Source organism: Microcoleus sp. BR0-C5 (assembly GCF_036705045.1).
Lineage (GTDB): Bacteria > Cyanobacteriota > Cyanobacteriia > Cyanobacteriales > Microcoleaceae > Microcoleus.
This window is the reverse complement of the sequence record NZ_JAUBTR010000020.1, coordinates 80,148-106,382: the sequence shown is the minus strand read 5'-3', so window position 1 is coordinate 106,382 and position 26,235 is coordinate 80,148. Positions and strand designations below refer to the sequence as shown.

The window sequence follows — 26,235 nt, the reverse complement described above, 5'->3', positions numbered from 1 at the left end:
ATAACTAGCGTAAGTATACCACAGTTAAAGAAAGCCGTCCTAGAAGGACGGGGCTTTAAACCCATTATTTTTGGTAAATTTATGTTGCGATCTGAGGCAAAATTGACAAATTCTCTGCTTTGGCACCAACGGGTGGGAACTCAACGAGACTGGATGTGGCGGGGCTGGCAAACTCGCTACACTTATTTGCGGCCCGATAGGGTACGAAATCAAGGCGCGCTGGAATTTCAAGATTCTGGGGCCAAACCAATGGCCCCGCGCGCATCGGGAACGCCGATTATTTTACTGCACGGGTTTGGAGCTTCGATCGGACACTGGCGACAAAATCTCGCCCAACTCGCCGAAAACCAAACCGTTTACGCCTTGGATTTGTTAGGGTTTGGCGCTTCCCAAAAAGCTCCGATCGACTACTCTGTGTCTTTGTGGGTCGATCAAGTTTATGATTTTTGGCTAACTTTTATCAGAGAGCCAGTAATATTGGCAGGAAACTCGATCGGCTCACTAATTTGTCTGGCCGTAGCGGCGGCTCACCCGGACATGGTGGCCGGCACGGTAATGATTAGCCTCCCAGACCCCTCTGTGCGAGCCGAGGCGGTGCCTGGATGGCTGCTTCCGGCGATCGAAGCGGTTGAAAGTTTGTTTGTTTCTCCGATCGTACTCCGGCCTCTGTTTTATTTTGCCCGCAAGCCTTCCTTTGTCCGTCGCTGGGTTGGCTTTGCCTACTCCAACCCCGAAGCTGTTACCGACGAATTAGTTGAAATTCTAGCAGGGCCAGCGGGCGATCGGGGAGCAGCCCGCGCCTTCTGCGCTTTATTTAAAGCTGTAGGTAGTTCAAAATTTTGCCCCAGTGTCAAGATTGTGATGCGACATTTAACAATCCCCATGCTGTTAATTTGGGGTAAACAAGACCGGATGATTCCCCCTCGGTTCGCCCGACCCCACCAATTTGTCGAATGCAATCCCAATTATGTAGAGCTAGTTGAATTAGACAATGCGGGCCACTGTCCCCAGGATGAATGCCCGGAACAAGTAAATCAAGCAATTTTGAACTGGATGAGCCGGAATTTTCCACCTATGGGCGAGAGCGAATTGCAGCACTGTTGATTAGACATGGGGCCGTGGATTTCTAAGGGAAAAAAATAACTTGCAGGTATCGATCCCGCTTAAAAATAAATTTGCTAGAACTCGATCGCATCGGTGGTATGGTATAGCAGATGTTGAAGGCTGTAGCGACGAAGCGGAGCGGGTAAAAAGAAGTCCTGCAAGAAGGCGTAATCGACCGCTTAGGTTTCCAAAATTAAGAACGTCCTCACCGTCAGGGCGGTTGCGATATTACAAAACTTCCCTATCTAGAGAGTCAGTCGATTTGAGGTTCGAGATTGACCACGAATTTCAAAGGTGGTACCCGCCACGTGATTTATCCGTGGAATCAATCCAAAATCTCAAATCTAAAATCCTCAAGAAAGAGCATTTATCCGTGGGGTCGCCTCTAAAATCTAAAATCTAAAATCTAAAATCGATTGACTCCCCAGCCGCTATCTAGAGGCTTGAACTAACCTAAACCACTTGTTTGCTGTGGACGACTCCTGCGGGAAAGTAAGTCTCCGTCTTTCTGTGATGTCCTGTATCTACTGTTATTGATGGCCCGTTTTTTTAGAAAGTCAGAGATTGACACAATCACCAAGATAGTGTATCTTCTCTAACTGGTAGTACACATCTAAGTTATGCAGTTAGTCGAAAGGCAAGTCATTAAACCAAATCACAGGTTTTACCCAGAAGCCGATCGCTTGTCTTTGCTGTCCCACAAACTTTACAACTGCGATAACTACTATATCTACGGTCAAAACTTTTTCTCTGGCCAACCAACCAATGCTCTGGCTGTCGATCGTGCACTCAAAAAGAGCCTAAAACACAAAGCATTGCCGGCCCAAGTAACACACAAAACTCTCCCGTTACTGCTGAAAACATGGACTAGCTATCATAATGTTAAATTGGCGGGCGCAATCACGATCGCCCCACTAAGTGTCAAGCAGCACCGAAAACCACTGATTAAAAAAATCCAGAAAAAAAGAGAGCAGGGGCGATATGTAGTTGTATTTAACTGTCAATCTCTTAGCAAAAAAGTAGCAAAAAAGCTTTTCCAAAAGAATATGTCAGTTGGTCAGGGACTAACATTTGGTGACCTTGAAAAGTTACCTAAATCTTGGAAATCCGGATTGTTGTCGAGGTAAGTTGTTAAGTTATTGAGGTAGTTTAGGAAAAGTTAGAACAAAACGCAAGTGTAAAGCGGATTATAACCCTGGCCGTAACGAGCTTCGCCAAAATTAAAGAGCTATGAAAGCCCTCCCTGGAAGAACGGTAAAATTCTACCTTCTAACTTGTACCTTCTAACTTGTACCTTCTAACTTCAAGAAACACCTTGTTTCTTGCTCCTAAAAATAAATACCTTCCCCTGTGTCCACAATCTTTCAGTCTGCTTATAACCGATCGCCCCCAAGTATACGGGAAAGTTCAAAAATGCCGGGATCTGGCATTTTGGAGCCTATTAACGCATAAAAAAGTCAATTTAGCCAACAACTGACGGCTCCAAGCCCCCGGTATGCTGGCGGCTAACTGCTGAAAGCCTCTGAGGGCAAGCAGCGCCCTTCCAGCTTTTGGCAGTAACGCAAACGAGGAAAAAACTGTCGTGAAATTCCACTGGCTACTACCGAGTTTCTTAAGTGTATTTTTGCTCGCCGGAGCCGCCGAAGCAGCTAGACTGCAATCTTGGCGCTTTGATGCTTCAGAGAACCGGCTTTACATTACAACAGACGGGGGAGTACAACCCAAGGCTCAACTGATTTTCAACCCGATGCGGTTGGTAATCGACTTGCCGGGGACGAGTCTGGGGCGTCCCTCGGTCAGCAAACCGCTCTCAGGGGCGATCGAATCGGTGCGGGTAGGGCAGTTTGACAACGATACGACCAGAATTGTGGTCGAGATCAGAGACGGGTTTACTATAGACCCCGATCAAGTAAAATTCCGGGGTATTTCTCCGAGCGAGTGGACAGTGGATTTGCCAACGCCGGTGCGGGGAGAAACTCAAAATCCGATTTCAGAGCCAGGGGGAGAAAGGTTATCGGTTGAACCTTCAGCATCCCAAGCCCAGTCGGCCGAGGCGACTGTAGTTCAGAACGTTCAGGTGACGGCGGACGGTTTTTTAGTCCGCACTGCGGGCGGTCGCCCCCAAATTAATTTTCAACAAAGTCGGGCCGGGGACATCGCCACCCTCGATATTGAAGGAGCTAGTTTAGCTCCGAGCCTAAGCAGCCAACAGCCTCAAACGAACGGTAAGCACGGGGTTGACAAGATTGAAGTCCGGCAACTGCCAACAGACCCGCCCGTTACCCGCGTGACTTTGCGGATGAAGAGTCCTAATACTCAGTGGCGAGCGTCTGTGAGCAATTTGGGCGGGGTTGTGCTATTGCCTGGAAGTGTAAGACAGCCCTCGGTTCCCCGCAGCCTGACTGTAGCTCCTCCGGCGAGACAATCTCAAGGAAATTTAGCGAGAGTTCAGTCAATTGATTTAGCCAGTAACGGCACGCAACTGGTGGTCAGAACTGACCGCCAAGTCTCCTATACCAGCGGGTGGGATCAGGGGTCGAGAGCTTACTGGATTAGGATCGCCTCTAGTGTCCTGACGGGCGAAATTCCTCAGCTCGATGCCAACAGTCCTGTATCATTTAGTGCCAGCCAAGAAGATGCGGAGACTGTGGTGGTTTGGGTGCAGCCACGATCGGGGGTAGAGGTAGGCAGGGTGACGAGACCCAACCCGCAGTTGCTGTCTTTGCAGTTGCGATCAAATGCTAGCGCGCAGCCTTTGACTCGCACTCCCAATTTGCAGCCTTTGCCGAGAAGGACTTTCGGAACCGATGAGTTGCCCCAAGCTTCAAACCGCCGCGCGGTAGTAGCCATCGATCCTGGTCACGGTGGCCGCGATCCGGGGGCAGTCGGGATTCAGGGCATTCAGGAAAAGGAGATTGTTTTGGATATCTCGCTTCAGGTGGCGAGGCTGCTGGAACAGCAAGGGGTGCAGGCGGTGATGACTCGGACTGACGACAGGGAAATCGACCTGGAACCCCGAGTTTCTTTGGCAGAACGGGTGAATGCTAATTTGTTTGTGAGCATTCACGCTAATGCGATTAATATGAGTCGGCCGGATATTAGCGGGATTGAGACTTATTATTTCGAGAACGGGCAAGATTTGGCCCGGGTGATTCACGGCAGTATTTTGCAGGGGACAGGGGCGACTGACCGCCGGGTGCGGCAGGCGAGATTTTATGTTTTGAGGAAGACTTCTATGCCTTCTGTTTTGCTGGAGGTGGGTTTTGTCACGGGTGCTGAGGATGCTGCTAGGCTGTCTGACCCAGCTTACCGCAGTCAAATGGCGGCTTCGATCGCTCGCGGCATTTTACTTTATCTTCAACAAAGATAATGGTAATTGGGCATCGGCCAAACAGGGCATCGGCCAAACAGGGCATCGGCCAAACAGGACAACTGCCAACTGCCAACTGCCAACAGACAACAGACAACTAACTATTAACAAATGACAACAGACTCTGGACAACAAAGAATCGGTATTTTTGACAGCGGCGTGGGCGGTTTGACTGTTTTGACCCAGTTGTACCAACAATTGCCCAACGAATCGATACTTTATTTTGGAGATACGGCGAGGCTGCCTTACGGCACTCGCACCCCGTCAGAAATTGTGGAGTTTGTCCGCGAAATTATGGCCTGGTTGGTGGAACAGGATGTGAAAATGGTCATTATGGCCTGCAACACCAGTTCTGCTTTGGCGATGGAGATGGTGCAGGCTGAATTTGATATCCCGGTGCTGGGAGTAATTCTGCCGGGGGCGCAGGCTGCTGTGCAGCAAGGCAAGCGGATCGGGGTCATCGCGACTCCTGCTACGGCTGCTAGCAATGCTTATCGAAATGCGATTTTGGAGATGGACGATTCTTGCCTGGTGTGGCAGGTTAGCTGTCCGGCTTTTGTGCCGCTGGTGGAGCAAAACCGAATTCACGATCCTTATACTTGTGAGGTGGCTAGGGAATATTTGGCTCCTTTGATTCAGCAGCGCATCGATACGCTGATTTACGGCTGCACTCATTATCCGCTGTTGGCTCCTGTGGTTCGATCGCTTTTGCCTGCTGGGGTGACATTGATCGATCCTGCGGTACGGGTGGTGGCGGCTGCAGCCAGAGAATTGGAGCTTTTGGGGCTGCGGAATCCTGGTACTGCGCTGCCGACTCGTTTTTGCGTGAGCGGCCCCCCGCAGCAGTTTGCCCAGTTGTCGGTGCAGTGGCTCGGTTGTACTCCTGCTGTTGAGAAAATATCCCTGCCGACAGTTGTACGTAGCGAACCGGGGCGTAAGCCATCGCCCGTATCGCTGGAATCTGCCGAATAAGCCGGAAAATTTATAGGTTAATCAAACCCCCCAAAACTCAGGTAAAGCTGGTTCTGGGGGGTTTAATTATTGCGATGTAACCTAGCAATTACACATCAATAGGTAATATTATTGAACAAAAGCTTTGATGAACAATGCAAATAATGTCCTATACGTGCTGGAGCTCTTCAGCCTTGAACCATGTCACCCTATGTATCACAAGCAGTTTTACTTGTAGACGGCTATAACATAATTGGACTTTGGCCTCGACTCCGAGAGAAGCGCGATCGCGACGAACTCGAAACAGCTCGCCGCGAGTTGATTGAGGTTTTAGTTAACTACAGCGCCGTTCAAGATTTTGAGGCCAGGCTGGTGTTTGACGCGCACTATCGAGATACTCCCGGCGTTAAAGAAATTATTACTAAAAATTTATCGGTGCACTACACTGACTTCGGTCAGACAGCAGATACTTATATTGAAAAATCTTGTGCTAATTTGCGGTATGAGTTGCGATCGGTCAAAGGCAAAGGCCGCATGATTGTCGCCACCTCAGACCGAGCGCAGCAATTGACCGTAGTTGGCTACGGTGCCGAATGGATGTCCGCCGAACAACTAGCGGCTGACGTAGAATCCACTGCCCGCCGCAGCGAGCGCCAGCACAAATCCCGCAAACACAACTCCAGTCGTTTTCTCGCCAATTCCCTCGATCCCGAATCCCAGCAGCGTCTCGCCAAGTTGAGAATGGGGCTGCATTAGCTGCTGAAACCCGCTCGCTGTCTGACAAAAAAAAAGTTTATCAAAGGCCTTGCCAAATCGAGTAAGTTCAGCTATTGTTAGTAAATGTGGGTAACAAAAACCCCCAATCCTCGGTAGCTCAGTGGCAGAGCGGTCGGCTGTAATGAATGCAAGCCTTTGGCATCAACCAAAAGCCCTAGTGACATAGCAGCTCTATCCGGTAACGGATACTGAAAAATCGGGTGAATTCAAGGAAACCGCAGCACTTCGGGTGGCGGCAATCTTGAGCCAAGTCTGGCGAAAGGCAGCGGTTACGATCGCAAGTAGCCGGAAAGGTGCAGAGACTAGAGATGAGGAGCCTAACCAATAAATCTCATAGCGCCCGACATCCGACGACAAATCACAAACATGATTTGTAGGGATGATGAAATAGTCCGCCCCCTTCGGAAACGTTGGGATAAGTGTAACCGATTGGTCGTAGGTTCAAATCCTACCCGGGGAGTTAGTAAAAGTCTGAAGTTGGAATTTTCCAGCTTCAGACTTTTTGTTTTTATTTTCCGATATGTTTTTCTATAATGTAGATGCAAACACTTTACCTGTATCATGAGCTATCGCGACATCATCACCATAGAGCCGGATAAGCGTGGTGGCAAGCCCTGCATTCGTCGGATGCGAATTACGGTTTACGACGTTCTTGGCTGGCTGGCTTCTGGAATGTCTATTACTGAGATTATTGACGACTTCCCAGAACTAACAGAAACAGACATTAGAGCCTGTCTAGAGTTTGTAGCCGATCGCGATCATCGTTTAGTTGCTTCGGTGAGTGCGGCTTGAAACTACTATTCGATCAAAATCTGAGCCGAAAATTAGTTACTTGCTTGGCTGATATTTTCCCTAATCCTAGCCATGTTCAGTTTCATCAGCTAGCAGAGAAAACAGATACAGAAGTCTGGGATTTCGCGAAGTTGAACGATTTCTGTATTGTGACTCAAGATGCAGACTTTACGGAAAGAAGTCGGCTGTATAGTTCTCCACCGAAAGTAGTGTGGTTAAGATGTGGAAACGCACCCACCAATCAAGTCGAAACTCTGATCCGCTCTGGACAAGAAGCGATTCAAGAGCTTTTAAGTAATTCTAGCATTCACTGCTTAGAGCTTCATTGATTCAAGAGTAGTCCTGCTTACGCTGTAACTATCTCAGGCTTGATATCAGGTGATGCGGGCTCGAAGTGCAACACCATGATTTTCTCTCTTGGCAGTCCGAGAGATTCATAAGTGCGTCCGTTGCGATCGCTAAATTCAATCTCAAACGCTGCACCATCAGCCAACAGTTCAACCATTGTCCCAACTTGTCCGCACCGCAGGTTGTATTCAGGAATGTCAACAGTTAAGGCAACAACATCTAGTAATTTGACTGTATTCTTTGCCACTCTTATCACCTCCAGGCACTATACAGCGGGTGCGGAATGTGGATTATATAACAAGTCAATGATAATCTACCACTGTTTGCCCAGCATCTTCTAGCGATACCAATTGTTAATTAGCTAGCCCAACGATCTCTTCAATTAAATCGAATACAACTTTAAACTGAACAAAATCTTCGATAGTGCCGTTTGTACATAACCATTCACACACATTTCGCTTCTCAGACTTATTTATTTCACAAATCTCTGGCTGGATCTCTGGTAGTCCACGAACAGTTTTTTCCACTTTGGGTGTTATATCAAAAAACTGAGGATGTGATTCTCGAAGCTCCTTAATTCTCTTTGCTGGGATTAAGTTTTCAATCCCTTTTGAGATCGGACTATTAGAAACTGTGGGTATAACACGTTTCTTAACCATATCCTTGTCAGAGGGTTGCTTCTTTGTATCACAATCGTATATTAGACCAATGATTTTTGGCAAAGCTATCGCTAGCCTATTATTATTGAAGGATTTCCAAATATTGTCTAGATTGCCATAGCCGTCACCATCACACAAAATAATCTGGTCTAAAATCGATTGTTTACCAAGAAGCAAAGCAGCTTTATTTAAATATTTAATATCATAGTCGCCCTCAACAAAAATAACGGGTTTTAGGGCTTGGTCTACCTCAGATTCAATTTGTCGAAATATATCTGATTTCTTATAATAATCAAAAGCAGATTGAAATTCCTCAAATTCCTCAATACCAATCTTCAACCCTGCTGGAACAGACAAAATTTCAAATCCACTCTCGCCAAATTTTGTTTTCATTCCTAACAAAAACAATGGTGAGTGAGTAGTGAGAATAAACTGAACTTTTGGAAACATATTAATGACTGTTGGTAACAGATTGCACTGTAAGTCAGCGTGCAAATGTGCATCAACTTCGTCAATAATAACTACTCCACTCACATCTTCTAATTTTTCAAATGGTGTACCAGACATATCAAAGTCTCGTAAAATCGATAAGACAATGTTGAGAATTGATGTTTGACCTGTCGAGAGCTGAAAAATATTGTGGATGAATTCCGTCTCATTATCCTTCATTATAGATATAGTGCGATTCTGCCGTGGCCCGATTCCAAAGCGAATATTATCCTCTGTTCTAAAAATTAGTTTAATAAGCTGTGTGGTGGCCTCCCAAATATTGGTAGAACTTCCTCTATACGACAATATTTGAGGCATTATGGGAAATATTTGGCTAGGATCGTACTGGACGGGGAACGGTGATATTTTTCGATCGTAAATCTCTCTATCTAAAAGAATATCCATAAGCCAATTTTTAGATACAGTGAGCGGCGATTGCTGAATTATCCAGCGATTTGAGACTCTGTTTATCATTTTACGCTCGACAAACTCCGCTGTCGCATTAAGATTTTGCTCATTTAACCATGCCGGTTGCTCAAAGCGATTTGCTGGAAAGTATAATACGCAATTACTTCTGAATTGTTTGGATACTTCTACTGGATTATTAATAAAATTTGTGTTAAAAATTGATGCTTCCTGCAAAGGAATATCCCAAAATGAACTATCGATTTCGGGAGCGCCAAAGTTTTTCACATAATCTTCTCGTGAGCAAGCAAGCTGCCACTCATAGCAACTAAAATCAGGCCCTAAGTTCACCCTTGCATAACAGTACGTCGATCCATTTCTTATGTACTGAGTGCTGCGAAGCTTATAGACTTTACCTTCTTGTACCTCTGCATCATCAAAAGCAACCTGCTGTGCAGCCATTAGAGCATTCAACAAGTAGGAAAGAATAATACTCTTACCAGAGCCGTTTGTGCCAACTAAAATAAGCGGTTTAGGATTTTCATCATTGGTAAATGCAAAATCATAGTTAATTTTTTCAATGGGACCCACGTTTCTCAGACTAATGTGCTTAAAGTACATGAGATTAGATTCACTAGAGACAAAAGATTCGTTTGCTGAATTTGCAGTTGATACTAACTAAATATCGAGTTTTGTCCGCACCCGTTTATTCTTCGTAAGGTGCGTCATAAACGAGATTTTCTAGTTGCGTCAAGTATCTGGCTAACGCACCCTACCGAATACTACCGAATACTAAACATCGCGTTCTGTCCGCACCCATTTAGTTTGCCGCTTCAGGAGAAAACCTAGATACAAAGGGATTTTCCAGAGGATGTAAAAAGGTACAGATAAAAGAGTTGAGCCAGAAATATCGGCACGCCCGAATTTTGCCCAAGCGCTGACAATTGAAACTAAAATCAGCAATCCTTGTACTGCTAACAAGACGGCGGGAATTGAGGATGTTCCCAAAATTGCTCCTAGTAAAGAGGCGGCAAAAGCAGCTAGCCAGATAGCAACTAAAAGCGACAGGGGAGGGACGGATAAGTCGAGGGCGATCGCCAATAAGTCAAAACGTTTTTGCTCGACTGAAGCTGCTGTCAGCCGGGGAGTTTGAGTTAACAATGTCTGTATGTGACCGTGTTCCCATCGGGTTCTTTGAGTTTTAGCTACTGCTTGCTGCTGTGGCAAACACCCGGTGACGTTTGCTTCGGGGCAGAATACTGTGGGATGTCCGGCGATCGCCAAATCCAAACTCATCTGCATATCTTCAACAATATTGCTGCTAGCTAGGGAAACCGATCGAATTATCGACCAGGGAAAAGCCATGCCAGTACCGGTTAGTAATGATGGGAATCCTAACTGTTTTAAGCCGCTGGGACGGACTAAGTTTTTCACAAGAAATGCTAAAGCAGAAATGGAATCTTTGGGAGTAGGATTTGGTGGCTGTTCCATTAAATAAGTCGCTTGTACGGGTCTTTGTTCAGCAACTGCAACCCTGGCTAATTTTTCTATAGAGTCTGGCTGACAGATGCAGTCTGCGTCAACCATGATGACTACTTCGGGGGGGTCTGATTCGATCGACTGCAAGCCAAAATCCAGTGCGTATCCTTTGCCCTTGCGTTGTGTGTCTTGGCGCTCGATCGCACTTGCACCGCAGTTACGGGCGATTTCTGCCGTAGCGTCCGTGCAGTTGTCAGCAATCACTAAGAGGCGGTCTTGAGGTGTTAGCTGTGGCAATATGGTGGAGATGGTGGCGGCAATTCCTGCAGCTTCGTTGTAAGCGGGAATTAAAACTGCTACTTTGGGGCGGGGCGCTTTAGTTTCCGCTGTCTCGCCCTCGCCGGACAAGAAAGCTGCACTGCATTCTAGAAATAGAACTGCAACGGGAATTAGAAGGATCAGGGCGATCGCCAATAGCACAACATCAATCAATAGGAACATTAGCTGATTAATTTCCACAATTCTAGTACCTTAATTTAATTTTATTTGTTGCGTTCATTGAGTGTATTTAATCTTATTGCATCTTTGTTAACTCACTGCGCCACGCTATCTAAAGTATGATTATATCATGCCCGCCAACAATCACCCTTCTCACATTTGTTGTGAGAACTTAAGTCCTCCTAAAAATATTAGGACTAGCCTCCTCACTAAAAATTAATTTGATTGCGGTTGTGCGGTTTCCAGTAAGATCATATCATGTCAATTCTGACAATGTTAAGTCACTCAATTTAATTAAACGTCAAACAAGCCCAGACTGGAGAAACCCGGTTTCAAAAAGAAACCAGGTTTCTGGGTGTTCTATTTTTAATCAGCTAAACACTTAGTCGATGTTTAACATCAAATCCGGTTGCATCGGAATCATAAAATCGAGTCAACAATCAACACTCAATCCTTCAGTTTTTTAACACCGAGTCAACAGTCAACAGTCAACAGTCAACAGTCAATAGTCAACAATCATTTCGCTCCTGCAACCGGAATTGATATAACTCATTCATCCCCTGTGGGTGGGCACTCAGGAAGTAATCTCCCAACTCAAAACTATGTTCAAGCTACGCTGCATCGCGGATAGCAACAGGTTCAGATTTTTTGGTGGTGAACTGTGCGGGGGGTGCAAATTCTCTGAGATATCTCGATATCGATCGCAAATATCCCACTTCTGCTTGAATCAAATCCAGGGTAGAAAGACTCTCAACTAAGTCATCAAACTCATCTGCCGTAACTTCAGCACTGTGCAAGACTTCTTGGTTAAGCCGCCCGCAAATTCCTTGCAGGAGGAGTTCGATAATCTCGCTATAGTCAGCGATTTCCGTTCCGTAACCTTGCAATTTCTTCGGATTGATTCCCCACTGCAAAATCTTCAACAAGTCTTCAGGCGCACTCCACGCAAAAGAGGAAGCAATGACTTCTTTTTCCGCTGCGACAAGAGCGTGCTTGATTTGCACTTCGGGGAAATCTGGATCGATGATTAAGCTTTCCAGCTTTGAAACTTGTTTATCTAAGACGGGCAAAGAAAAAGGAGCTAATTCTACACTCACCATGTCGCCAGCATCGTTAACACTTCTAAAAGGATCTTCCAAGACATTAATTAGGAGGTGAATGTCTGTAGGCTTTTTCCAGTCAAATTGTCCCAGGAAAAACGGTTCTTCGTATCCCGGCAAAAGTCCTTGAAAATAAATCGGCAGATTTTTGCCTGATTCAAGAATTTTATAAAGAGCTACTTCCAAGGTTTCTGTCGGCCAACCGAGATTACTTACTGCGACAAACTTCAGTTTGCCGGGAACGGACACAACCAAAGAATTCAGCAATAAATGTACGGCTTCGACCAGATTTTGAGCAGTTACGTAACGGTGGGGAGCGTGAACGTTGACAGTTTTACCTTGCTCTACTTTTTTGGACATTTGCTCGCAGAACAAGCTATTTTCCAACATATGGGTAAAGCGAACCATCCCGTAAGTGACATCTCCTTCTTGAGCTGCTTTAGCAAATTGCCATTCGGCAAACTTTTTCGAGGCGGCGTAAACTTCGGTTGTAAAATATCGAGATGTTTTGCCTGTAGAAGAGAAGATGCAATGTTCTACGCCGTATTCTTCGCAGAGTTGGATGATGTGTTTACATCCTAACAGGCTGGTTGTAACTGTTTCTCGGATTTTGATTTCAGCTAGTCCGGGTTGGCGTTGGGCTGCTAGGTGAAAAACAATTGCTGGTTTTTCTACCTCAAATATGTGTTTGAGCGCGTCGAGGTTGCGAATGTCGGCGGCATAGAAAGTTACAGCACCTTCTCTGGTAAAAAGCGGGAGATTTTCTTCGGGGTTGTGACATCGGGCGTTGTCTGCGGAAATGATTTTAGTTGCGCCTAATTCGAGGAGTTTTTGGATTAAGAAACGACCGACACATCCTTCCCCACCGGTGATGAGGATGGTTTTTCCTTTGATTTGGCTGCTGACTGTGGATGCGTATAGGTGAATAGTGCGATCGCGCACGTCGCTAAAAGGTTCGCTTTCTAATTGTCCGTCGGCTTGATAGGCTCTGATTAGCTGCGCGGTGAGAATTTGTAAGGCCGCGAGGATTTCAGAATCTTGGGGCTCCGGGGAACCGGGGGGAACTAGCTGCTGGATGCGCTCAATTATTTCCGCTTTGCTGGCACCTTCAAACACTTCTTTTTGGTTAAATGCACTCTTCACTTTTTTGCTCCTTTAAATTCTAGAAATACCGTTGCTGATAAGCGCGTTGTTAAACAAATTTTCGAGGGACAGAATCTTTAAAAGTCTGCTTGGTTTTAGGATTGTTTCGACGGAAAGCTACTTAATTGGAAAAACACGCGATCGGCTCTGCGTGTAGTTTTATTAAGCGCTTTTTTAACCTGCTTACTTCTGCGAGCGGCAAATATCGGCAAAGTCCGAATGTTCTCTGTCCAAAATTGGTCACTACAACTATATACTTAAATTGCTGAGTGTTGGCAATACTCCGAACCTATCTTTACTATTTCTTTGCAATAACCTGCGAGTTTTCACGTAATTTTAAAGTTTATGTAAAGTAGGATCTACGTTTAAAAAACTTAACAATACACTCTACCTTGATTATAGCATTTTACTTTGTAAGTAAAATGTATTTTGGGTTACTAAACATAGTTGAAGTTTAAGTAAAAATACGCACAAACGCCTTAAGCAAATATTTCTATCTGCTGAAAATCTTGTTACTTGAGGGGTGGGGTAGTCCTGCTGTGCCTACCCCTGTATGTGTGCTGCTACTACGCGCGAACGGTGCGTTCTTTTTTGCTGCCTTCAAAGCCGCGAGCGTCGGCAACATCGTAGCCTCCTGTCCGCAAGCGACGGTCTAAATCGCTGGCCTCGGGAGAAATTTTTGCTGCTTCTTCGATCGTCACTCTGCCTTCAAGCACCAGTTTGTAAAGACCCTGGTTGATAATCTGCATTCCTTCGTAAGTATCATGTTCCATTAATCGGAAAGCTTCATCATCAGCACCTTTCATCAAGTAATCGTGCATTGCAGGTGTATTCACCAAAATATCGTGAACTGCTACCCGACGGTTGTCAACTGTTGGCAGCAAAAGTTGGGCAATTACCGCTACTAAAGAATCGCAAATTTGAATCCGCATCGCCTGTTGTTCCTCGGGCGGGTAGAGGTTCAACAACCGATTAAGAGCGTTAATGGCGCTGCGAGTGTGGAGAGTTCCCAATACTAAGTGACCAGTTTGAGCTGCTTGCAACGCTGTATTGATTGTAACGCGATCGCGCATTTCCCCGATCAGAATTACATCTGGATCTTCCCGCAAAACAGCCCGCAAAGCCTGCTGAAACTCGTGGGTATGCAAGCCGACTTCCCGCTGGCTGACCAAGCATTTTTTAGAGGGGTGAATGAATTCGATCGGGTCTTCAATTGTAACTACGTGCTTTTGCTCCATCTGGTTGAGGTGGTCGATCATCGCAGCTACGGTTGTCGATTTCCCCGAACCGGTAGGCCCTGTAACCAATATTAATCCCTGCGATCGCAAAATGATGTTTTTGAAAACTTCTGGCAACCTCAAGGAATCGATAGTAGGTATTTCCAAACTAATCAACCGCAATACTAGGGCACCGCCGCTGAGGGAATCAAAACAGTTTAGCCGACACCGCACGAAGCCAGGGTAAAAAATTGCTGAGTCTAATTCCTTGGTAGTTGCAAACTGTTTTCGCTGTTCGGGGGTGAGAATTTCGGCTAGGTAATTTTCAAAAATTTCTGGGGTTACTTTGGGGTGGTTAGTTGCTACTTGCATCACGCCCCGAATCCGAAATCGAGGTACTTGGCCGACTCGAATGTGAATGTCGGAAGCGCTCGCTGCATGGGCATCTCTGACCATTTGTTCGATCGTACTGACGGGTGTCTCGACAGGCCGCTGCTGGGCTGCAGGGGGCGCACTCGGCGCAGGTGCAGGAGGTGGCGGGGGAGTTGCAGCCAAGGGCGGCGGCGGCGGCGGTGTTCGTCGGCGGGCTTGAGCCTCTGGTTGAAGGGGTGTAGGATTGTTTAATGGGTTCATTTTTTGGTCTCCAGTCAATCGATTTTAGATTTTAGATTTTAGATTTTAGATTTACTCGACAGATTAATCTGGGAGCTTGAACTAAGCTCTAAAATTGGGGTATCTCCACAAAGCGAGTGTTGGGGCTTGTATCCGTTGTTGGGCGCGGTCAATGTATTAATTGCGAAAAAGTACCCGATTTCTAATCTTATCGCTCGCAGCTAATTCGGTGTTAAATGCTGAGAATAATTTACAATTAGGCTTGATGGGGCGATCGAGTAATTAACAATTTCAACTCCTATGAACATCGGTCACAAAATCGCCGACTGGCTCGAAAATCGCGCTGTTACCCCTGCCTACGCGGGTTGGCTGCTGTCGGGGATGACGGTTTTCTTTTTTGGGTCAGCGACTAATACAATGTCTGGGTGGCTGTACGTGCTCAGCGGTGGGGGTTTGGCGCTGTTGGGAGTAGCCGCGGTTTTGCCGGGAAAATCGCTCCGTTCCTTGGAAGTCCGTCGCCGCCCGATCGAACCGGTGAGTGCGGGGGATCAAATCACCGTCGAACTAGAAATCGAAAATCGCGCCCGCCAACCTAAGACTCTGTTGCAAGTGATAGACATCTTGCCGTTTGTATTGGGAGAACCGGTTGTCCGCCCGATCGAAGTCATAGAGCCTAACAGTATATACAGGGATACATATTATCTAGAAGTCCGGCAGCGCGGCGTCTATCGGTGGCAAGAGGTAAACTTGAGGACGGCGGCACCTTTAGGGTTGTTTTGGTGCCGACGCAGCCGCCCAGTCAAAGCGGTGGCGGTTGTGTATCCACAAGTTTTGCCGTTGAGCACTTGTCCTTTGATCGATCGCATCGGTCAGGAAGACAGCCCGCAATTTTACAATCGCAGTCGATCGCAAACTGCTACCGAAGGCCTCACCCGCAACCTGAGACCTTACCGCCACGGAGACCCCACCCGCCTGATTCACTGGCGCACCAGCGCCCGCTACGGAGAACTGCGGGTAAGAGAGTTAGAAGTTGCAGCCGGCGGTCAAGAAATTATTATTGCTCTCGACAGCGCTGCGGCGTGGCAGCCAGAAGAATTTGAACGAGCCGTGACAGTAGCTGCGTCTCTTTACTTCTATGCTAGCAAGCGCCTGTTAAACGTCAAACTTTGGACTGCCGGGACTGGACTCGTATCGGGGAACCGGGTAGTTTTGGAAACTTTAGCGGCGGTTAATGCTGGGGAAGATGCGATCGATAATCGGTCGAAACTGCCGATAATTTGGTTGACTCAAAACTCTGCAAGTTTAAGCACTCTTTCCCCTGGCAGCCGCTGGGTGCTCTGGCCGTTGGCAACTGCTGAAACCGGCGACAAAACGTTAGTCAAACAGGATTTACCTGGTTTGAAAATTCGCTCTGACCGACCGTTAGAACTTCAGTTACAAGATACTCTGGAAAGAGCGATTAATTATTAAGTAAGATAGACCACGAAAAAAACTGTGAAAGAGCGATTAGTTATGAAGATTGACTTGATTAATCTAAAATATCAAGAAACATGATAAACTACAGGAGTGTAATTGATAAAGTTAAGGGTCTTACATGGTCGGGCAATTGCTTGGCAAGTCAAGAGCAGCTTAGATTACTGTGACTCCGGTCATAAACATCATATCTCAGTCACCAAACAGGAGAAAAAATGACTTTCTGGGAGAAATTAAAGCAGAACGTATCACAAATCAATGATTCTCTGCAAACCAATATTTCCAAGTTTAAAAATAATGATTTTGCTGATGCCTCAATGGCAATATGTGCATTGATTGCTGCTGCTGATGGCACTATCAATACCGAGGAAAGACAAAAAACGGCGGCTCTAATAATTTCCAATGAAACACTCCAAATTTTTCCGGCGTCGGAGTTGAAGCAAAAATTTGATTTTTATTGTGAGAAGCTCTCACAGGACTTCGATTTTGGTAAAATTGAGGCTATCCAAGCGATAGGGAAACTTAATAAAAAACTAGACCAAGGTCGTGCCGTCATCCAAATTGGCATTATTATCGGTGGTGCGGATGGTAATTTTGACAAAGATGAAAAGAAGGTTGTCAAAGAAGCTTGCCATGCTGTAGGCATTAATCCAGGGGAATTCGATCTCTAAATTCAGCTATTTTATGGTTGGTTCTAGCCAATCAATTATTCAAGGCTTTATATCTGCGAATAGCATTGTTCATTGAGTTTATTTGCTCTGCGTGAAATGAGGGAGGCATTAAGCTATGAACAGTATGAACGAGTCCATTGTGCATGACATCGGTCGGAAGTGCAGAATGATCGAGTCCTAGTGTATGTCCTATTTCATGGGCAATGGTATTTGCAATTAAGTTAGATAGTTGATTGAGACTAAGGCTGGCATTGTAAGAAGCATAGAATACTTGATCAATCCGAATAATCGCCCGATCTGTAACCATTCCCGATTTGAAGCTAGCCACGCCGAGATAGTCAACCGGCTGGCTATCCACGAATATATAAACATGGGTAAAATCTTCCCCCCACTCTTGGCGATCGGGGGGATCGGAGGTCAAAAATACCTTGACGCTTCTAAATGCGCCGTAGAGTTTGGAGAAAGCGTCCATCAGTAAGGAAAATATCGCTTCTTTATTTTCGGGTGCGACATCCATTCCTGATACATCTACCCAAATACAACGGCGAAAATCGCTATCATTATCAATTAGAACTCTTCCACAGGAAGGGCAAAACTCCCACTGAGGCTGGATACGGGAACGACAGCCGTGACAGCGGAGTTTGGGGGTTCTAGTCAGGTTTAGCCGTTGAGAGAGGGGGAGTTTTAGCTTGCGATTGTGTTTGGTTAGGTCTAGGCGATCGTACAGAGACATTGACTGATTGTAGGAATTTTTTATCGTAATATTCTTGTTAATTTGAGCTAATTTCAGCTAGGGCTATGGGTAGAGTTGATAGTTGCCACAGTCTGCAACAAAATGCTCCGATTTCCCTATTTTAATATTCCTTTCAATCTTGCCTGCTTAATCCAAGCGGGAAATTCATTGAGCAGTCTTTCATACAATTGTTCATCAGTGATTTTTCGCAAATCGTCTAAATGAAAAAAGTTAGCGTTATCAACCAGCCTGCCACCCATACTGTCTAGTCTTTCCAGAATTCCATAGTTAAAACCAGCCAATCCAACAAATTGCCAAAATATCGGATATTTTGCAGCTTCAACTATAGATTTTTTAATTTCTTGCTCATTAGTAACACCTCCATCACTGAGGAAAACAATAAATGTAGGCAGTTTACTAGCCTTTTCCTGAGTATACTTCTTTATGACATCTTGTATTGCCAAACTTTCATTGTTTCCCCCACCTAATTCCAGCATCAGAGAAGGCATTTTAAAAACAAGTAAAGCTCTCTTCATTTCGCCGGCTTCTTTTGTGATATAGCCATCAACATTTGTCTCCGTCACCGAGCTTGTTCTTTTGAATGTTGAACCAAAAAACCAAACATCTAATGTAGCATCATCATCTAGTCTGCTAGCTACTGGAACTATTCTTTCAAGGAACGCTTGCACTGCACCAGAACTATATTGATGGCTCATAGAGCCAGAAATATCCAAAACCAAAGCGACTCTTGCTAGGATACCCTCAATCCCTTTCTTTTTAAGACAAATATCTACTTTTGCTTTTAAAAGGATTATATCTGCTTTTTTTGTAATATCAATAGGTTGCTGTTTGGTCTCTTTTTCAGGTTCAGGAGTTAAGACAGGCTTGTCTACTTTCTTCTCTTCCTGTTTAGTATCAACAAAATACCGATCTACAAAACTTTGCAAGCCGGCATTATAGCCTTCTCCTACTGCTTGAAATCTCCATGCCAAATCTTTTCTATACAATCTGCCAAACTCCAAAGCTGTCTCTTGAGAAAAAGCTTCTTTTAAATCGTACCGAGCTAACTCTATTCCTGTCTCTTGGTTGTAAAGCCTGATAAACGCATTTTTAACTTGGCTGAAATTTTGATTTTTTTCCAGCCCTTCGTGAATAGTGACAACAAAAACTATTTGCTCAATAGCAATCTTGACTTTTGTCAAATCTACGTAGATCGTCTCATCATCATCTTCGCCTTGCCCAGTTCTGTTATCTCCTGAATGTCTTAAAGAACCATCCAGTGATTTCAGATTATTATAGAATACAAAGTATTTTTCATGAATTATTTTGCCGGCAGCGCCTAACATAAACACAGAAGCATCAATATCATAGCTCTGACCAACCTGGCTCACCTCCCAACCTAAGCCAATCGCCACCTGTTTTAAATCGGGAGCAGCTTTAGAAAGACTTAATCTTTCACCTTTGGTTAATTGGATTCCCATTCTATTGGTTTTCCTTCAATGTAAATTCGGCTGATTAGCTATTCTCAACAAAAAAAGGTTTCGATCGTTGTAGCCCACTTCGGATTCCAGGAAGTAAGGAGCATCTATGTACCGAAGGAGTTGTTAAGCATAGGTTTTCACAAGTTCCTGTAACCCATTAACCTTAACACCGTTACCGATAGCCGCCATTTTCCACTCATCATTATGCTTGTAGATTTCTGCCATGAGCATCCCCGTCATGCCTTTGTATTCAGAACCTGATAGGTTATATTTTGCGAGTTCTTGATTATTAGACGTATTAACCAAACGCACAAACGCATTTTGAACTTGTCCGAAGTCTTGTTTACGTGCCATGCAATCGTAAATGTTAACTGTGAAAACCAGTTTGACAATTTGCGAGGGAATTCGAGATAAATCGACGAGAATTTGCTCGTCATCTCCCTCTCCCGCTCCAGTCAGATTATCACCTAGATGCGTAATAGCTCCTGAACGGTGGGAGAGATTGCCAAAATAAACGATATTGGTCATATCATTCACTTTGTCATTTCGATCTAAACAAATCACTGAGGCATCCAAGTCATAATCTGGAGCACTGCTAAAAGCCCCAAACAAACCCCCACCTGAGCGTTTCGCCACATCCCAGCCTAATCCGCAGATCAGTTTTGTTAGCCCTGGCGCTTCTTTGGAAAGCGAGATGCGCTGTCCTTTTTGTAGGTTAATTCCCATGTGTTTTACCTTTTAGCTATAGCGATCGAGTAATGCTTGCAAACCACCTTGATAGCCGGCTCCCACTGCATTGAGACGCCACTCACCGTCTTTCCGGTAAAGTTCAGCCATGATCAGTGCTGTCTCTATGGAATAATCTTCTACAAGGTCATAGCGAACAGCTTCCTGTTGTGTTTGGGCATTAACGATCCGCACGAAGGCATTTTGCACCTGACCAAAATTTTGACGGCGTTGCTGTGCTTCATGGATGGTTACAGTTACAAGAATTTTTTGGACATCATTAGGCACTTTTTTGAGGTTGATTTTGATAACTTCATCATCCCCCTCGCCGGCCCCCGTGAGATTATCTCCCATGTGCTGCACGGATTTGTCTGGATCGGGACTTGTGAGATTGTTATAAAAAATGAAGTGATTGTCAGAAATTAATTTTTCATTCGCACCTAAGAGGAACAATGATGAGTCTAGGTCAAAGTCAGAACCCGTGTCTGTAGCTTTAACGTCCCATCCCAGTCCTATGAATACTTCTGAGAGACCGGGTGAAACTTTCTCAAGCGATACCCGTTGTCCTTTGGTCAGAGATACGGCCATGATTCAATCTTCCTCTTTATTAGAAGTGGTTATGGAGGGAGGCGCGGACTGGAAAACTTTATTAAGTTTTTGCTGGAAATAGTTGTAGAATTTTTAATCTTAAATAAAAGAATATTAGCTAACTGTGCCGATGTCAATAGGGATTACAACTCTTAATTATTTTTTGGGTGTGAGTACAAAGCAATCATGCCCTGCCTCCCACAGTTGTGTAATCTCAGCTTGGGTTATTGTGCTTGTGTATTTTGACAAACTCTCGGAACTTGACCGTGTTTTGTGATGCAAGTGACCATTACCCGGCCGTTTCCACAAGGCTCTCCGCTTGGAAGTCTCGTGTGTTGCAACACACGAGACTTGTGGCGTCGATGGTGTTGCGATGGATTCCGAACTCTTGAGCGGCTTCGATTTCTTCATGCCATTTAACTCGATCGCTGGGATGACCTGATGAAGGAGGTATAAATGTACAGTTTGGGCCCAAAAGTCGGCGCGATCGCTCTGCAAAACTTGCCACTAATTGTAGTCTATTTTCTAACCGACGAAAGCGGTTGCTATAGTTTAATTTAAATGCCGATCGGCTCGAATCGAACTCTTTGCCGGACAATAAAATCTCAATCCCTATCACTCTGTAGTGTCGGGGAGAATTTCGACTACATACTCCGGTACATATTCTGGTCGATTCTCTGGCCGATTCGGGGGCAAATTCTTGGGCAAATTCTCCGGTGGATGTTCGAGTCTGACTCGCCGGATCGGGAGATTTGCAATCAGTGCTGTGGCCCGCTGGTCGCTCTCCAGCGAGAACTCAGACCCGGTGGTATCGATTTCCACGTAGCGAGACACCACCTCTAGAATTTCTCGGCGCATCGACTCAACCATTTCTGGGCTGAGTTCTGAGCGATCGTGGGCTAGAACCAGTTTGAGGCGCCGTTTTACCTCGTCGCGGCTGTTGTCAGGGGTGCGCGGGAAAAGTCGTTCGAGAAGTGTGTGTATCATGGGTCAGGCTGATTTGTCAAGGGTTAGGCATAGAAAACGTTATACGATTTTCGATTTTCGATTGGGGAATCACTCATTCCCTAATGGTTTAAAGTTGACCTACAGTTTCATTCTTTTTGGGAACTGGTGTCACTGGGGGAAAATTTGGGCTAGTTTTTTTGATGAAGTCGCTGCTGTTAAAGATCGATCGCCCATATTGCAGCACATCACATAATTTTAGTATTTAAGAACTTGCGGAGGCGAGTAAAGAAGTTTTCTCGATGGGGATTGAGATCTAGAAAATCAACTTTTTCGCCTTCTAAGCGGCGGGCAATATTGTCGAAGGCAGTTCCAGCTAAAGAGGCCGTTTCCGACAATACTAATGGTTCGCCTCGGTTGGTGGAAACGATGACGCGCTCGTCGTCGGGAACCACGCCTAACAGCGGAATGGCAAGGATTTCCCGCACGTCTTGTACCGACATCATATCATTTGCCAGCACCATTGCGGGTCTGATCCGGTTAACGATCAGGTTGATTTTCTTGACATTGTTGGCTTCCAGCAGGCCGATGACTCGATCGGCATCCCGGACAGCAGCGATTTCGGGAGTGGTAACAATTATCCCTTCTTGAGCCGGGGCGATCGCATTTTGAAAGCCTTGTTCAATTCCAGCAGGAGAGTCGATCAAAATATAGTCGTATTTTGGTCCCAACATCCCCACAAGCTGCTTCATTTGCTCGGCGCTGATGGCATCTTTCATCCGAGTTTGGGCCGCCGGCAACAGCACCAAGCGCGGCTGCCGCTTATCTTTCACCAAAGCTTGCTCTAATCGGCACTCTCCAGCGAGAACTTCTAATGCCGTGTAAACAATGCGATTTTCTAAGCCCAGCAGCAAGTCTAAATTTCTGAGACCGAAATCGGCATCAATTACGGCAACGTTGCGTCCCCGCTTAGCTAAAGCCATGCCGAGATTGGCTGTGGAGGTGGTTTTTCCTACCCCGCCTTTCCCTGATGTAACAACAATAATGCGAGCCATAAGCGATTTTAGATTTATTGGGAATTGGTGATTGGGAATTAGTAATTGGTAATTGGTAATTGGCAATTGATAATTGGTTTTATTGTTGGTTTATATTTAGCAATTATTCTTTAGTAATTTGACAGCAATCTGTTATTCAGTGAATTAACTAAACACTCACAACTCTCCTTGTAATACTAATTATATATGAATTTGCACTTAATTTTGAAATTGTCCTTTAGTAGCTGATTTAGCCAAGGGAAAAATTATCAAGTGCAGACTTAAAGAGAAATAGTATTACCAATTACTCATTACTAATTCCTAATTACTCATTACCAATTACCCCTTACCCATTATCGATTACTCATTACCCCCGACTAACTGCGATTTGTCAAAATCAGAGGCTCTACCGATCCGAATCCCTTGGGGCGTCACATAGGCGACTTCCGGGAAAAACTGAGCCGGTGAGGTTTCTGGGCCTCTGGCAACATACTTAGCAATCCTAATCACCATCGGTTCCATCTGCAAGGTCATAATCACGCTTTTGGTATTGCCAGCGGCACCGGCGTGCACGACTCCCCGCAAACGGCCCCAAACTAGGATATCGCCTCCGGCGATGACTGAGCCGCCGGGATTTACGTCTCCCAAAAGTACGACGGTGCCCGGATGGCGAATTTCTACGCCCGATCGCACTGTCATCTGCAAATATAAAGGTTCCGCCAGCGATTGCGGTTTTTCGGCAGTGGCTTTATTCAGGGAAGAAACCGGAGGCTGCTGTTCTACACAATAGCCTGCTGTAGCTGCGGCAACGGCGGTTTGGCGGCGACTGGTGTGGACTCGTTTGAGTTGCAGTTCCACTTCCGAGAGGGCATCGGCGATTTCTTGTAGTTGGCGGATATCTAACAGTCGATCGTTCGCCATCAATTGTACTTCGGCATTTGCCTGCCAAAAGCGTTCTCCTGCGTTCAGTCTGACTTTTAGCTGCTGCCAAAGTTCAGTCCAAGTCGAGGCGGAGGCTGTTGCGGGTTCGCTGTTGGTTTCTGGGGGGAGTAGCAACAGTAGCTGTCCATCTTCGGTTTTGAGTCTGACTTGCAGCTCCAAGCTGACTTCGGGTGTTGATTGAGGGGCGGCAGCGGCTCCGGCGGTGGCATCGGGTGTCATGGACAGGTCTGAGTTCAGGTAGGGACAGGTTAACATCAATATTAGCCTGAGTCGTCTTTTGGCTCAGCATTTGGGGGGAAAGTCTTGTTTTTTTATTTTTAACGCTAGTTATGGCAATTCTATTTCGTTTGTGAACAAGATTTTGTTTTAATGAACCGCAGAGGGCGCAGAGGGCACAGAGAAAGAGAATTAAGAGAGGAGAGAAAGAGAGAATGAGAGAAGTTCACAAATTTGGTATCGATTGTGGACGAGATTTTGTTTTAATGAACCGCAGAGGGCGCAGAGAACACAGAGAAAGAGAATTAAGAGAGGAGAGAAAGAGAGAATTTGACAAGTTTGGCATCGATTGTTATACAGGCAGATAAGATGCAGAGAAAAATGGTTTTGAATTCACTAGCGCTTACTAATTATTAATTTTAAATTACGTTATGCAGCAAATAGAACGTTATCGCGGCAGTCTTCTCGGTTTAGCAGTGGGCGATGCTCTCGGCACAACTTTAGAGTTCCATCGCCCCGGAACCTTTGCGCCTATTAACGATATGGTTGGCGGCGGCCCGTTTCGACTGCAACCGGGCGAGTGGACGGACGATACTTCGATGGCACTTTGTTTGGCTGAAAGTTTGATTGAGAAACAAGGTTTCGATCCTGTCCATCAGTTAGAAATTTATGTGCGGTGGTGGCGAGAGGGACATTTGAGCAGCACTGGTGTATGTTTTGATATTGGCAATACGGTGCGACAAGCACTTTGGCAGTTTAAAAATACAGGAAAACCTTTCTGTGGTTCTACCGATGCTCAGACTGCTGGAAACGGTTCGATTATGCGCTTGGCTCCCGTGCCTTTGTTTTATGCTAAAAATCCTTTTGAAGTAATAGAAAAATCTGGAGAAAGTTCTCGAACTACTCACGGTGCTGCTACTTGTGTGGATGCTTGCCGTTATTTGGGCGCTTTAATTGCGGGGGCTGTGAATGGAGTTGCTAAAGATGTGTTGCTTTCGGAAAGATATTGTCAAATTTCTGGATATTGGGCAGCAAATCCGCTGGTAGCAGAGATTGATGAGATTGCGGCGGGTTCTTTTAAATTGCGACAACCTCCTGAAATTAAAGGTACGGGTTATGTTGTCAAGTCTTTGGAGGCGGCACTTTGGGCGTTTTACAACAGTTCTTCTTTTGCCGAAGGCTGTTTGTTGGCTGTGAATTTGGGCGACGACGCGGATACAACAGGTGCGGTTTACGGACAGTTGGCGGGGGCTTTTTACGGAGAATCTGGTATACCGGAAAAATGGATCTCGCAATTAGTCGATCACACTTTAATTGCATCTTTTGGCGATCGGCTTTTCTCTTTATCTAGTTAAAATCGATGTTTTAAATCAAGGGTGACAATTCCCAGGCATAACATAAATAATTGTAGGGGCGGGTTCACCGAAATATATGACACCCACCGACAAATCAGATAAACCCGCCCCCTCCCATTCAGAAACTAGCAACTTGAGTTAATATAGATAAATTTACATAAACATTTCTGGTTGAAGGTTAATACAATGGTACTCGAAGCCCCGTCTATCAAAGCCAAACTAACCGTCACCTGGGAACCCCTACCAGCTAACTTCGTATTACCCGACGATCCGGTGGAAAATATTCAACAACCTTCTCTCGCCGCTGGTCTCACCGATGCACTGGGAGCCGCAGGATGTATCCAGCCAGAAATGCTGATGGCCTCTAATTTGGGGTTAGTCGCCACAGTCAATAAAAAGATTGTTGTCAAAGCTCCAGACTGGTTTTATGTACCCCAAGTGCATCCTCTAGCAGAGGGGGTAATTCGCCGTAGTTATACTCCTCATACTGATGGTGCTAATGTGGCGATCGTGATGGAGTTTCTCTCGGAAGCAGAGGGAGGAGAACTATCGGTCAGAGCAACTCCGCCCTATGGTAAACTCCACTTTTACGAACAGATTCTTCAAATACCTACTTATGTCACTTATGACCCCTACGAAGGTATTTTAGAAGTGCGCTATTTGCAAGATGGGCGGTATGTTTTACATTCAGCCAATGAGCAGGGGCGGGTGTGGATTCCACAACTGGAACTATATCTGGGGATTTGGTCGGGGGAAAGGTTGGGACAAACCATGAACTGGCTGCGCTGGTGGGATGAGGGAGGTAATTTGTTGCTGTGGAGTTCAGAACAAGCTGACCAAGAAAGACAAAGGGCTGATCAAGAAAGGCAAAGGGCTGAGCAGGAAAGCCAAAGGGCTGACCAAGAAAGGCAAAGGGCTGAACGATTGGCGGCTAAGTTGCGCGAATTGGGAGTTGATCCAGATTGAACGCTGATTGAAAGCTAATTTGCGATCGCCCTGAATACACAGGACTTACCCAACTATCTACCAGAATAGGCGCAACCACAGGCAGATTGCCCCTACAAAACGCTATATTTTGTTGTTCGTAAGTCCTGAATCGAAAATCAAAAATCGAAGAACCCTTGACG

The 26,235-nt window shown here is 45.6% G+C and carries 24 protein-coding genes; 11 read left to right on the top strand and 13 right to left on the bottom strand.

Annotated features, from left to right (window positions below; genetic code table 11):
* Positions 1-81 precede the first annotated feature (81 nt).
* The 7 genes from QUB08_RS12440 to QUB08_RS12410 all read left to right on the top strand — a co-directional run bounded on the left by QUB08_RS12440 (position 82) and on the right by QUB08_RS12410 (position 7,323).
* A complete protein-coding gene (locus QUB08_RS12440) occupies positions 82-1,104 on the top strand; it encodes an alpha/beta fold hydrolase (RefSeq protein ID WP_333224994.1) in 1,023 nt (340 codons plus the stop codon).
* A gap of 620 nt (positions 1,105-1,724) precedes the next feature.
* Positions 1,725-2,231, top strand: coding sequence for a hypothetical protein (locus QUB08_RS12435; RefSeq protein WP_333224992.1), 507 nt, complete (start codon positions 1,725-1,727; stop codon positions 2,229-2,231).
* 455 nt (positions 2,232-2,686) lie between these two features.
* Positions 2,687-4,474 carry an N-acetylmuramoyl-L-alanine amidase gene (locus QUB08_RS12430; protein ID WP_333224991.1) on the top strand — a complete coding sequence of 596 codons (1,788 nt, stop codon included), beginning with the start codon at positions 2,687-2,689 and terminating at the stop codon, positions 4,472-4,474.
* Positions 4,475-4,585: 111 nt separating this feature from the next.
* Positions 4,586-5,446 (top strand): glutamate racemase, encoded by an 861-nt coding sequence (murI, locus tag QUB08_RS12425; RefSeq protein ID WP_333224990.1) that lies wholly within the window; start codon positions 4,586-4,588, stop codon positions 5,444-5,446.
* Between the two features lie 180 nt (positions 5,447-5,626).
* Positions 5,627-6,181, top strand: a complete 555-nt coding sequence (locus tag QUB08_RS12420; RefSeq protein ID WP_333140030.1) for an NYN domain-containing protein — start codon at positions 5,627-5,629, stop codon at positions 6,179-6,181.
* Between the two features lie 582 nt (positions 6,182-6,763).
* On the top strand, positions 6,764-6,994 hold the full coding sequence (locus QUB08_RS12415; protein WP_333224989.1) for a DUF433 domain-containing protein: 231 nt from the start codon (positions 6,764-6,766) through the stop codon (positions 6,992-6,994).
* A complete protein-coding gene (locus QUB08_RS12410) occupies positions 6,991-7,323 on the top strand; it encodes a DUF5615 family PIN-like protein (protein ID WP_333224988.1) in 333 nt (110 codons plus the stop codon). The genes QUB08_RS12415 and QUB08_RS12410 overlap by 4 nt, the downstream gene beginning before the upstream one ends.
* Before the next feature lie 17 nt (positions 7,324-7,340).
* On the opposite strand, the gene QUB08_RS12405 is transcribed toward QUB08_RS12410, so the two are convergent.
* The 5 genes from QUB08_RS12405 to QUB08_RS12385 form a co-directional block, all read right to left on the bottom strand.
* A complete protein-coding gene (locus tag QUB08_RS12405; RefSeq protein ID WP_333224987.1) occupies positions 7,341-7,589 on the bottom strand; it encodes a DUF4926 domain-containing protein in 249 nt (82 codons plus the stop codon).
* 106 nt (positions 7,590-7,695) lie between these two features.
* Positions 7,696-9,486, bottom strand: coding sequence for an AAA family ATPase (locus QUB08_RS12400; protein WP_333224986.1), 1,791 nt, complete (start codon positions 9,484-9,486; stop codon positions 7,696-7,698).
* A 201-nt stretch (positions 9,487-9,687) separates the two neighbouring features.
* Positions 9,688-10,875 (bottom strand): glycosyltransferase family 2 protein, encoded by a 1,188-nt coding sequence (locus tag QUB08_RS12395; protein ID WP_333224985.1) that lies wholly within the window; start codon positions 10,873-10,875, stop codon positions 9,688-9,690.
* A gap of 608 nt (positions 10,876-11,483) precedes the next feature.
* Entirely contained in the window at positions 11,484-13,115 is a 1,632-nt protein-coding gene (locus QUB08_RS12390; RefSeq protein ID WP_333224984.1) for a polysaccharide biosynthesis protein, read from the bottom strand.
* A 566-nt stretch (positions 13,116-13,681) separates the two neighbouring features.
* Positions 13,682-14,965, bottom strand: a complete 1,284-nt coding sequence (locus QUB08_RS12385) for a PilT/PilU family type 4a pilus ATPase (protein WP_333224983.1) — start codon at positions 14,963-14,965, stop codon at positions 13,682-13,684.
* 279 nt (positions 14,966-15,244) lie between these two features.
* Here QUB08_RS12385 and QUB08_RS12380 point away from each other — a divergent pair, with 279 nt between their 5' ends.
* Both QUB08_RS12380 and QUB08_RS12375 read left to right on the top strand, forming a co-directional pair.
* Positions 15,245-16,414 (top strand): DUF58 domain-containing protein, encoded by a 1,170-nt coding sequence (locus tag QUB08_RS12380; protein ID WP_333224982.1) that lies wholly within the window; start codon positions 15,245-15,247, stop codon positions 16,412-16,414.
* Positions 16,415-16,632: 218 nt separating this feature from the next.
* Entirely contained in the window at positions 16,633-17,088 is a 456-nt protein-coding gene (locus QUB08_RS12375) for a TerB family tellurite resistance protein (RefSeq protein WP_333224981.1), read from the top strand.
* A 31-nt stretch (positions 17,089-17,119) separates the two neighbouring features.
* Here the strand turns inward: QUB08_RS12375 and QUB08_RS12370 are convergent, their stop codons facing one another.
* The 8 genes from QUB08_RS12370 to minC all read right to left on the bottom strand — a co-directional run bounded on the left by QUB08_RS12370 (position 17,120) and on the right by minC (position 23,756).
* Positions 17,120-17,821 (bottom strand): zinc-dependent metalloprotease family protein, encoded by a 702-nt coding sequence (locus QUB08_RS12370; RefSeq protein WP_333224980.1) that lies wholly within the window; start codon positions 17,819-17,821, stop codon positions 17,120-17,122.
* Between the two features lie 116 nt (positions 17,822-17,937).
* Positions 17,938-19,302, bottom strand: coding sequence for a VWA domain-containing protein (locus QUB08_RS12365; RefSeq protein ID WP_333224979.1), 1,365 nt, complete (start codon positions 19,300-19,302; stop codon positions 17,938-17,940).
* 123 nt (positions 19,303-19,425) lie between these two features.
* Positions 19,426-20,028 (bottom strand): TerD family protein, encoded by a 603-nt coding sequence (locus QUB08_RS12360; protein ID WP_333224978.1) that lies wholly within the window; start codon positions 20,026-20,028, stop codon positions 19,426-19,428.
* A gap of 12 nt (positions 20,029-20,040) precedes the next feature.
* On the bottom strand, positions 20,041-20,616 hold the full coding sequence (locus QUB08_RS12355; RefSeq protein WP_333083448.1) for a TerD family protein: 576 nt from the start codon (positions 20,614-20,616) through the stop codon (positions 20,041-20,043).
* A gap of 289 nt (positions 20,617-20,905) precedes the next feature.
* Positions 20,906-21,214 (bottom strand): hypothetical protein, encoded by a 309-nt coding sequence (locus tag QUB08_RS12350; RefSeq protein WP_333224977.1) that lies wholly within the window; start codon positions 21,212-21,214, stop codon positions 20,906-20,908.
* A 17-nt stretch (positions 21,215-21,231) separates the two neighbouring features.
* Positions 21,232-21,603, bottom strand: a complete 372-nt coding sequence (gene minE, locus QUB08_RS12345; RefSeq protein ID WP_333141518.1) for a cell division topological specificity factor MinE — start codon at positions 21,601-21,603, stop codon at positions 21,232-21,234.
* Positions 21,604-21,809: 206 nt separating this feature from the next.
* Positions 21,810-22,616: a septum site-determining protein MinD gene (gene minD, locus QUB08_RS12340; RefSeq protein WP_333224976.1), complete on the bottom strand. Its 807-nt coding sequence runs from the start codon at positions 22,614-22,616 to the stop codon at positions 21,810-21,812.
* Positions 22,617-22,955: 339 nt separating this feature from the next.
* Entirely contained in the window at positions 22,956-23,756 is an 801-nt protein-coding gene (gene minC, locus QUB08_RS12335) for a septum site-determining protein MinC (protein ID WP_333224975.1), read from the bottom strand.
* A 428-nt stretch (positions 23,757-24,184) separates the two neighbouring features.
* On the opposite strand from minC, the gene QUB08_RS12330 reads away from it, so the two are divergent.
* Both QUB08_RS12330 and QUB08_RS12325 read left to right on the top strand, forming a co-directional pair.
* Positions 24,185-25,108: an ADP-ribosylglycohydrolase family protein gene (locus QUB08_RS12330; RefSeq protein WP_333224974.1), complete on the top strand. Its 924-nt coding sequence runs from the start codon at positions 24,185-24,187 to the stop codon at positions 25,106-25,108.
* A gap of 186 nt (positions 25,109-25,294) precedes the next feature.
* Positions 25,295-26,074 carry a Uma2 family endonuclease gene (locus QUB08_RS12325; RefSeq protein ID WP_333224973.1) on the top strand — a complete coding sequence of 260 codons (780 nt, stop codon included), beginning with the start codon at positions 25,295-25,297 and terminating at the stop codon, positions 26,072-26,074.
* Positions 26,075-26,235: the final 161 nt, after the last annotated feature.

What these genes read in the sequence shown, in the direction of transcription:
- QUB08_RS12440 (WP_333224994.1), top strand. Translation starts at nt 82, where the DNA reads ATGTTGCGATCTGAGGCAAAATTGACAAATTCTCTGCTTTGGCACCAA.
- QUB08_RS12435 (WP_333224992.1), top strand. Translation starts at nt 1,725, where the DNA reads ATGCAGTTAGTCGAAAGGCAAGTCATTAAACCAAATCACAGGTTTTAC.
- murI (WP_333224990.1), top strand. Translation starts at nt 4,586, where the DNA reads ATGACAACAGACTCTGGACAACAAAGAATCGGTATTTTTGACAGCGGC.
- QUB08_RS12420 (WP_333140030.1), top strand. Translation starts at nt 5,627, where the DNA reads ATGTCACCCTATGTATCACAAGCAGTTTTACTTGTAGACGGCTATAAC.
- QUB08_RS12415 (WP_333224989.1), top strand. Translation starts at nt 6,764, where the DNA reads ATGAGCTATCGCGACATCATCACCATAGAGCCGGATAAGCGTGGTGGC.
- QUB08_RS12395 (WP_333224985.1), bottom strand. Translation starts at nt 10,875, where the DNA reads ATGTTCCTATTGATTGATGTTGTGCTATTGGCGATCGCCCTGATCCTT.
- QUB08_RS12385 (WP_333224983.1), bottom strand. Translation starts at nt 14,965, where the DNA reads ATGAACCCATTAAACAATCCTACACCCCTTCAACCAGAGGCTCAAGCC.
- QUB08_RS12380 (WP_333224982.1), top strand. Translation starts at nt 15,245, where the DNA reads ATGAACATCGGTCACAAAATCGCCGACTGGCTCGAAAATCGCGCTGTT.
- QUB08_RS12375 (WP_333224981.1), top strand. Translation starts at nt 16,633, where the DNA reads ATGACTTTCTGGGAGAAATTAAAGCAGAACGTATCACAAATCAATGAT.
- QUB08_RS12370 (WP_333224980.1), bottom strand. Translation starts at nt 17,821, where the DNA reads ATGTCTCTGTACGATCGCCTAGACCTAACCAAACACAATCGCAAGCTA.
- QUB08_RS12365 (WP_333224979.1), bottom strand. Translation starts at nt 19,302, where the DNA reads ATGGGAATCCAATTAACCAAAGGTGAAAGATTAAGTCTTTCTAAAGCT.
- QUB08_RS12360 (WP_333224978.1), bottom strand. Translation starts at nt 20,028, where the DNA reads ATGGGAATTAACCTACAAAAAGGACAGCGCATCTCGCTTTCCAAAGAA.
- QUB08_RS12355 (WP_333083448.1), bottom strand. Translation starts at nt 20,616, where the DNA reads ATGGCCGTATCTCTGACCAAAGGACAACGGGTATCGCTTGAGAAAGTT.
- minE (WP_333141518.1), bottom strand. Translation starts at nt 21,603, where the DNA reads ATGATACACACACTTCTCGAACGACTTTTCCCGCGCACCCCTGACAAC.
- minD (WP_333224976.1), bottom strand. Translation starts at nt 22,616, where the DNA reads ATGGCTCGCATTATTGTTGTTACATCAGGGAAAGGCGGGGTAGGAAAA.
- minC (WP_333224975.1), bottom strand. Translation starts at nt 23,756, where the DNA reads ATGACACCCGATGCCACCGCCGGAGCCGCTGCCGCCCCTCAATCAACA.
- QUB08_RS12330 (WP_333224974.1), top strand. Translation starts at nt 24,185, where the DNA reads ATGCAGCAAATAGAACGTTATCGCGGCAGTCTTCTCGGTTTAGCAGTG.
- QUB08_RS12325 (WP_333224973.1), top strand. Translation starts at nt 25,295, where the DNA reads ATGGTACTCGAAGCCCCGTCTATCAAAGCCAAACTAACCGTCACCTGG.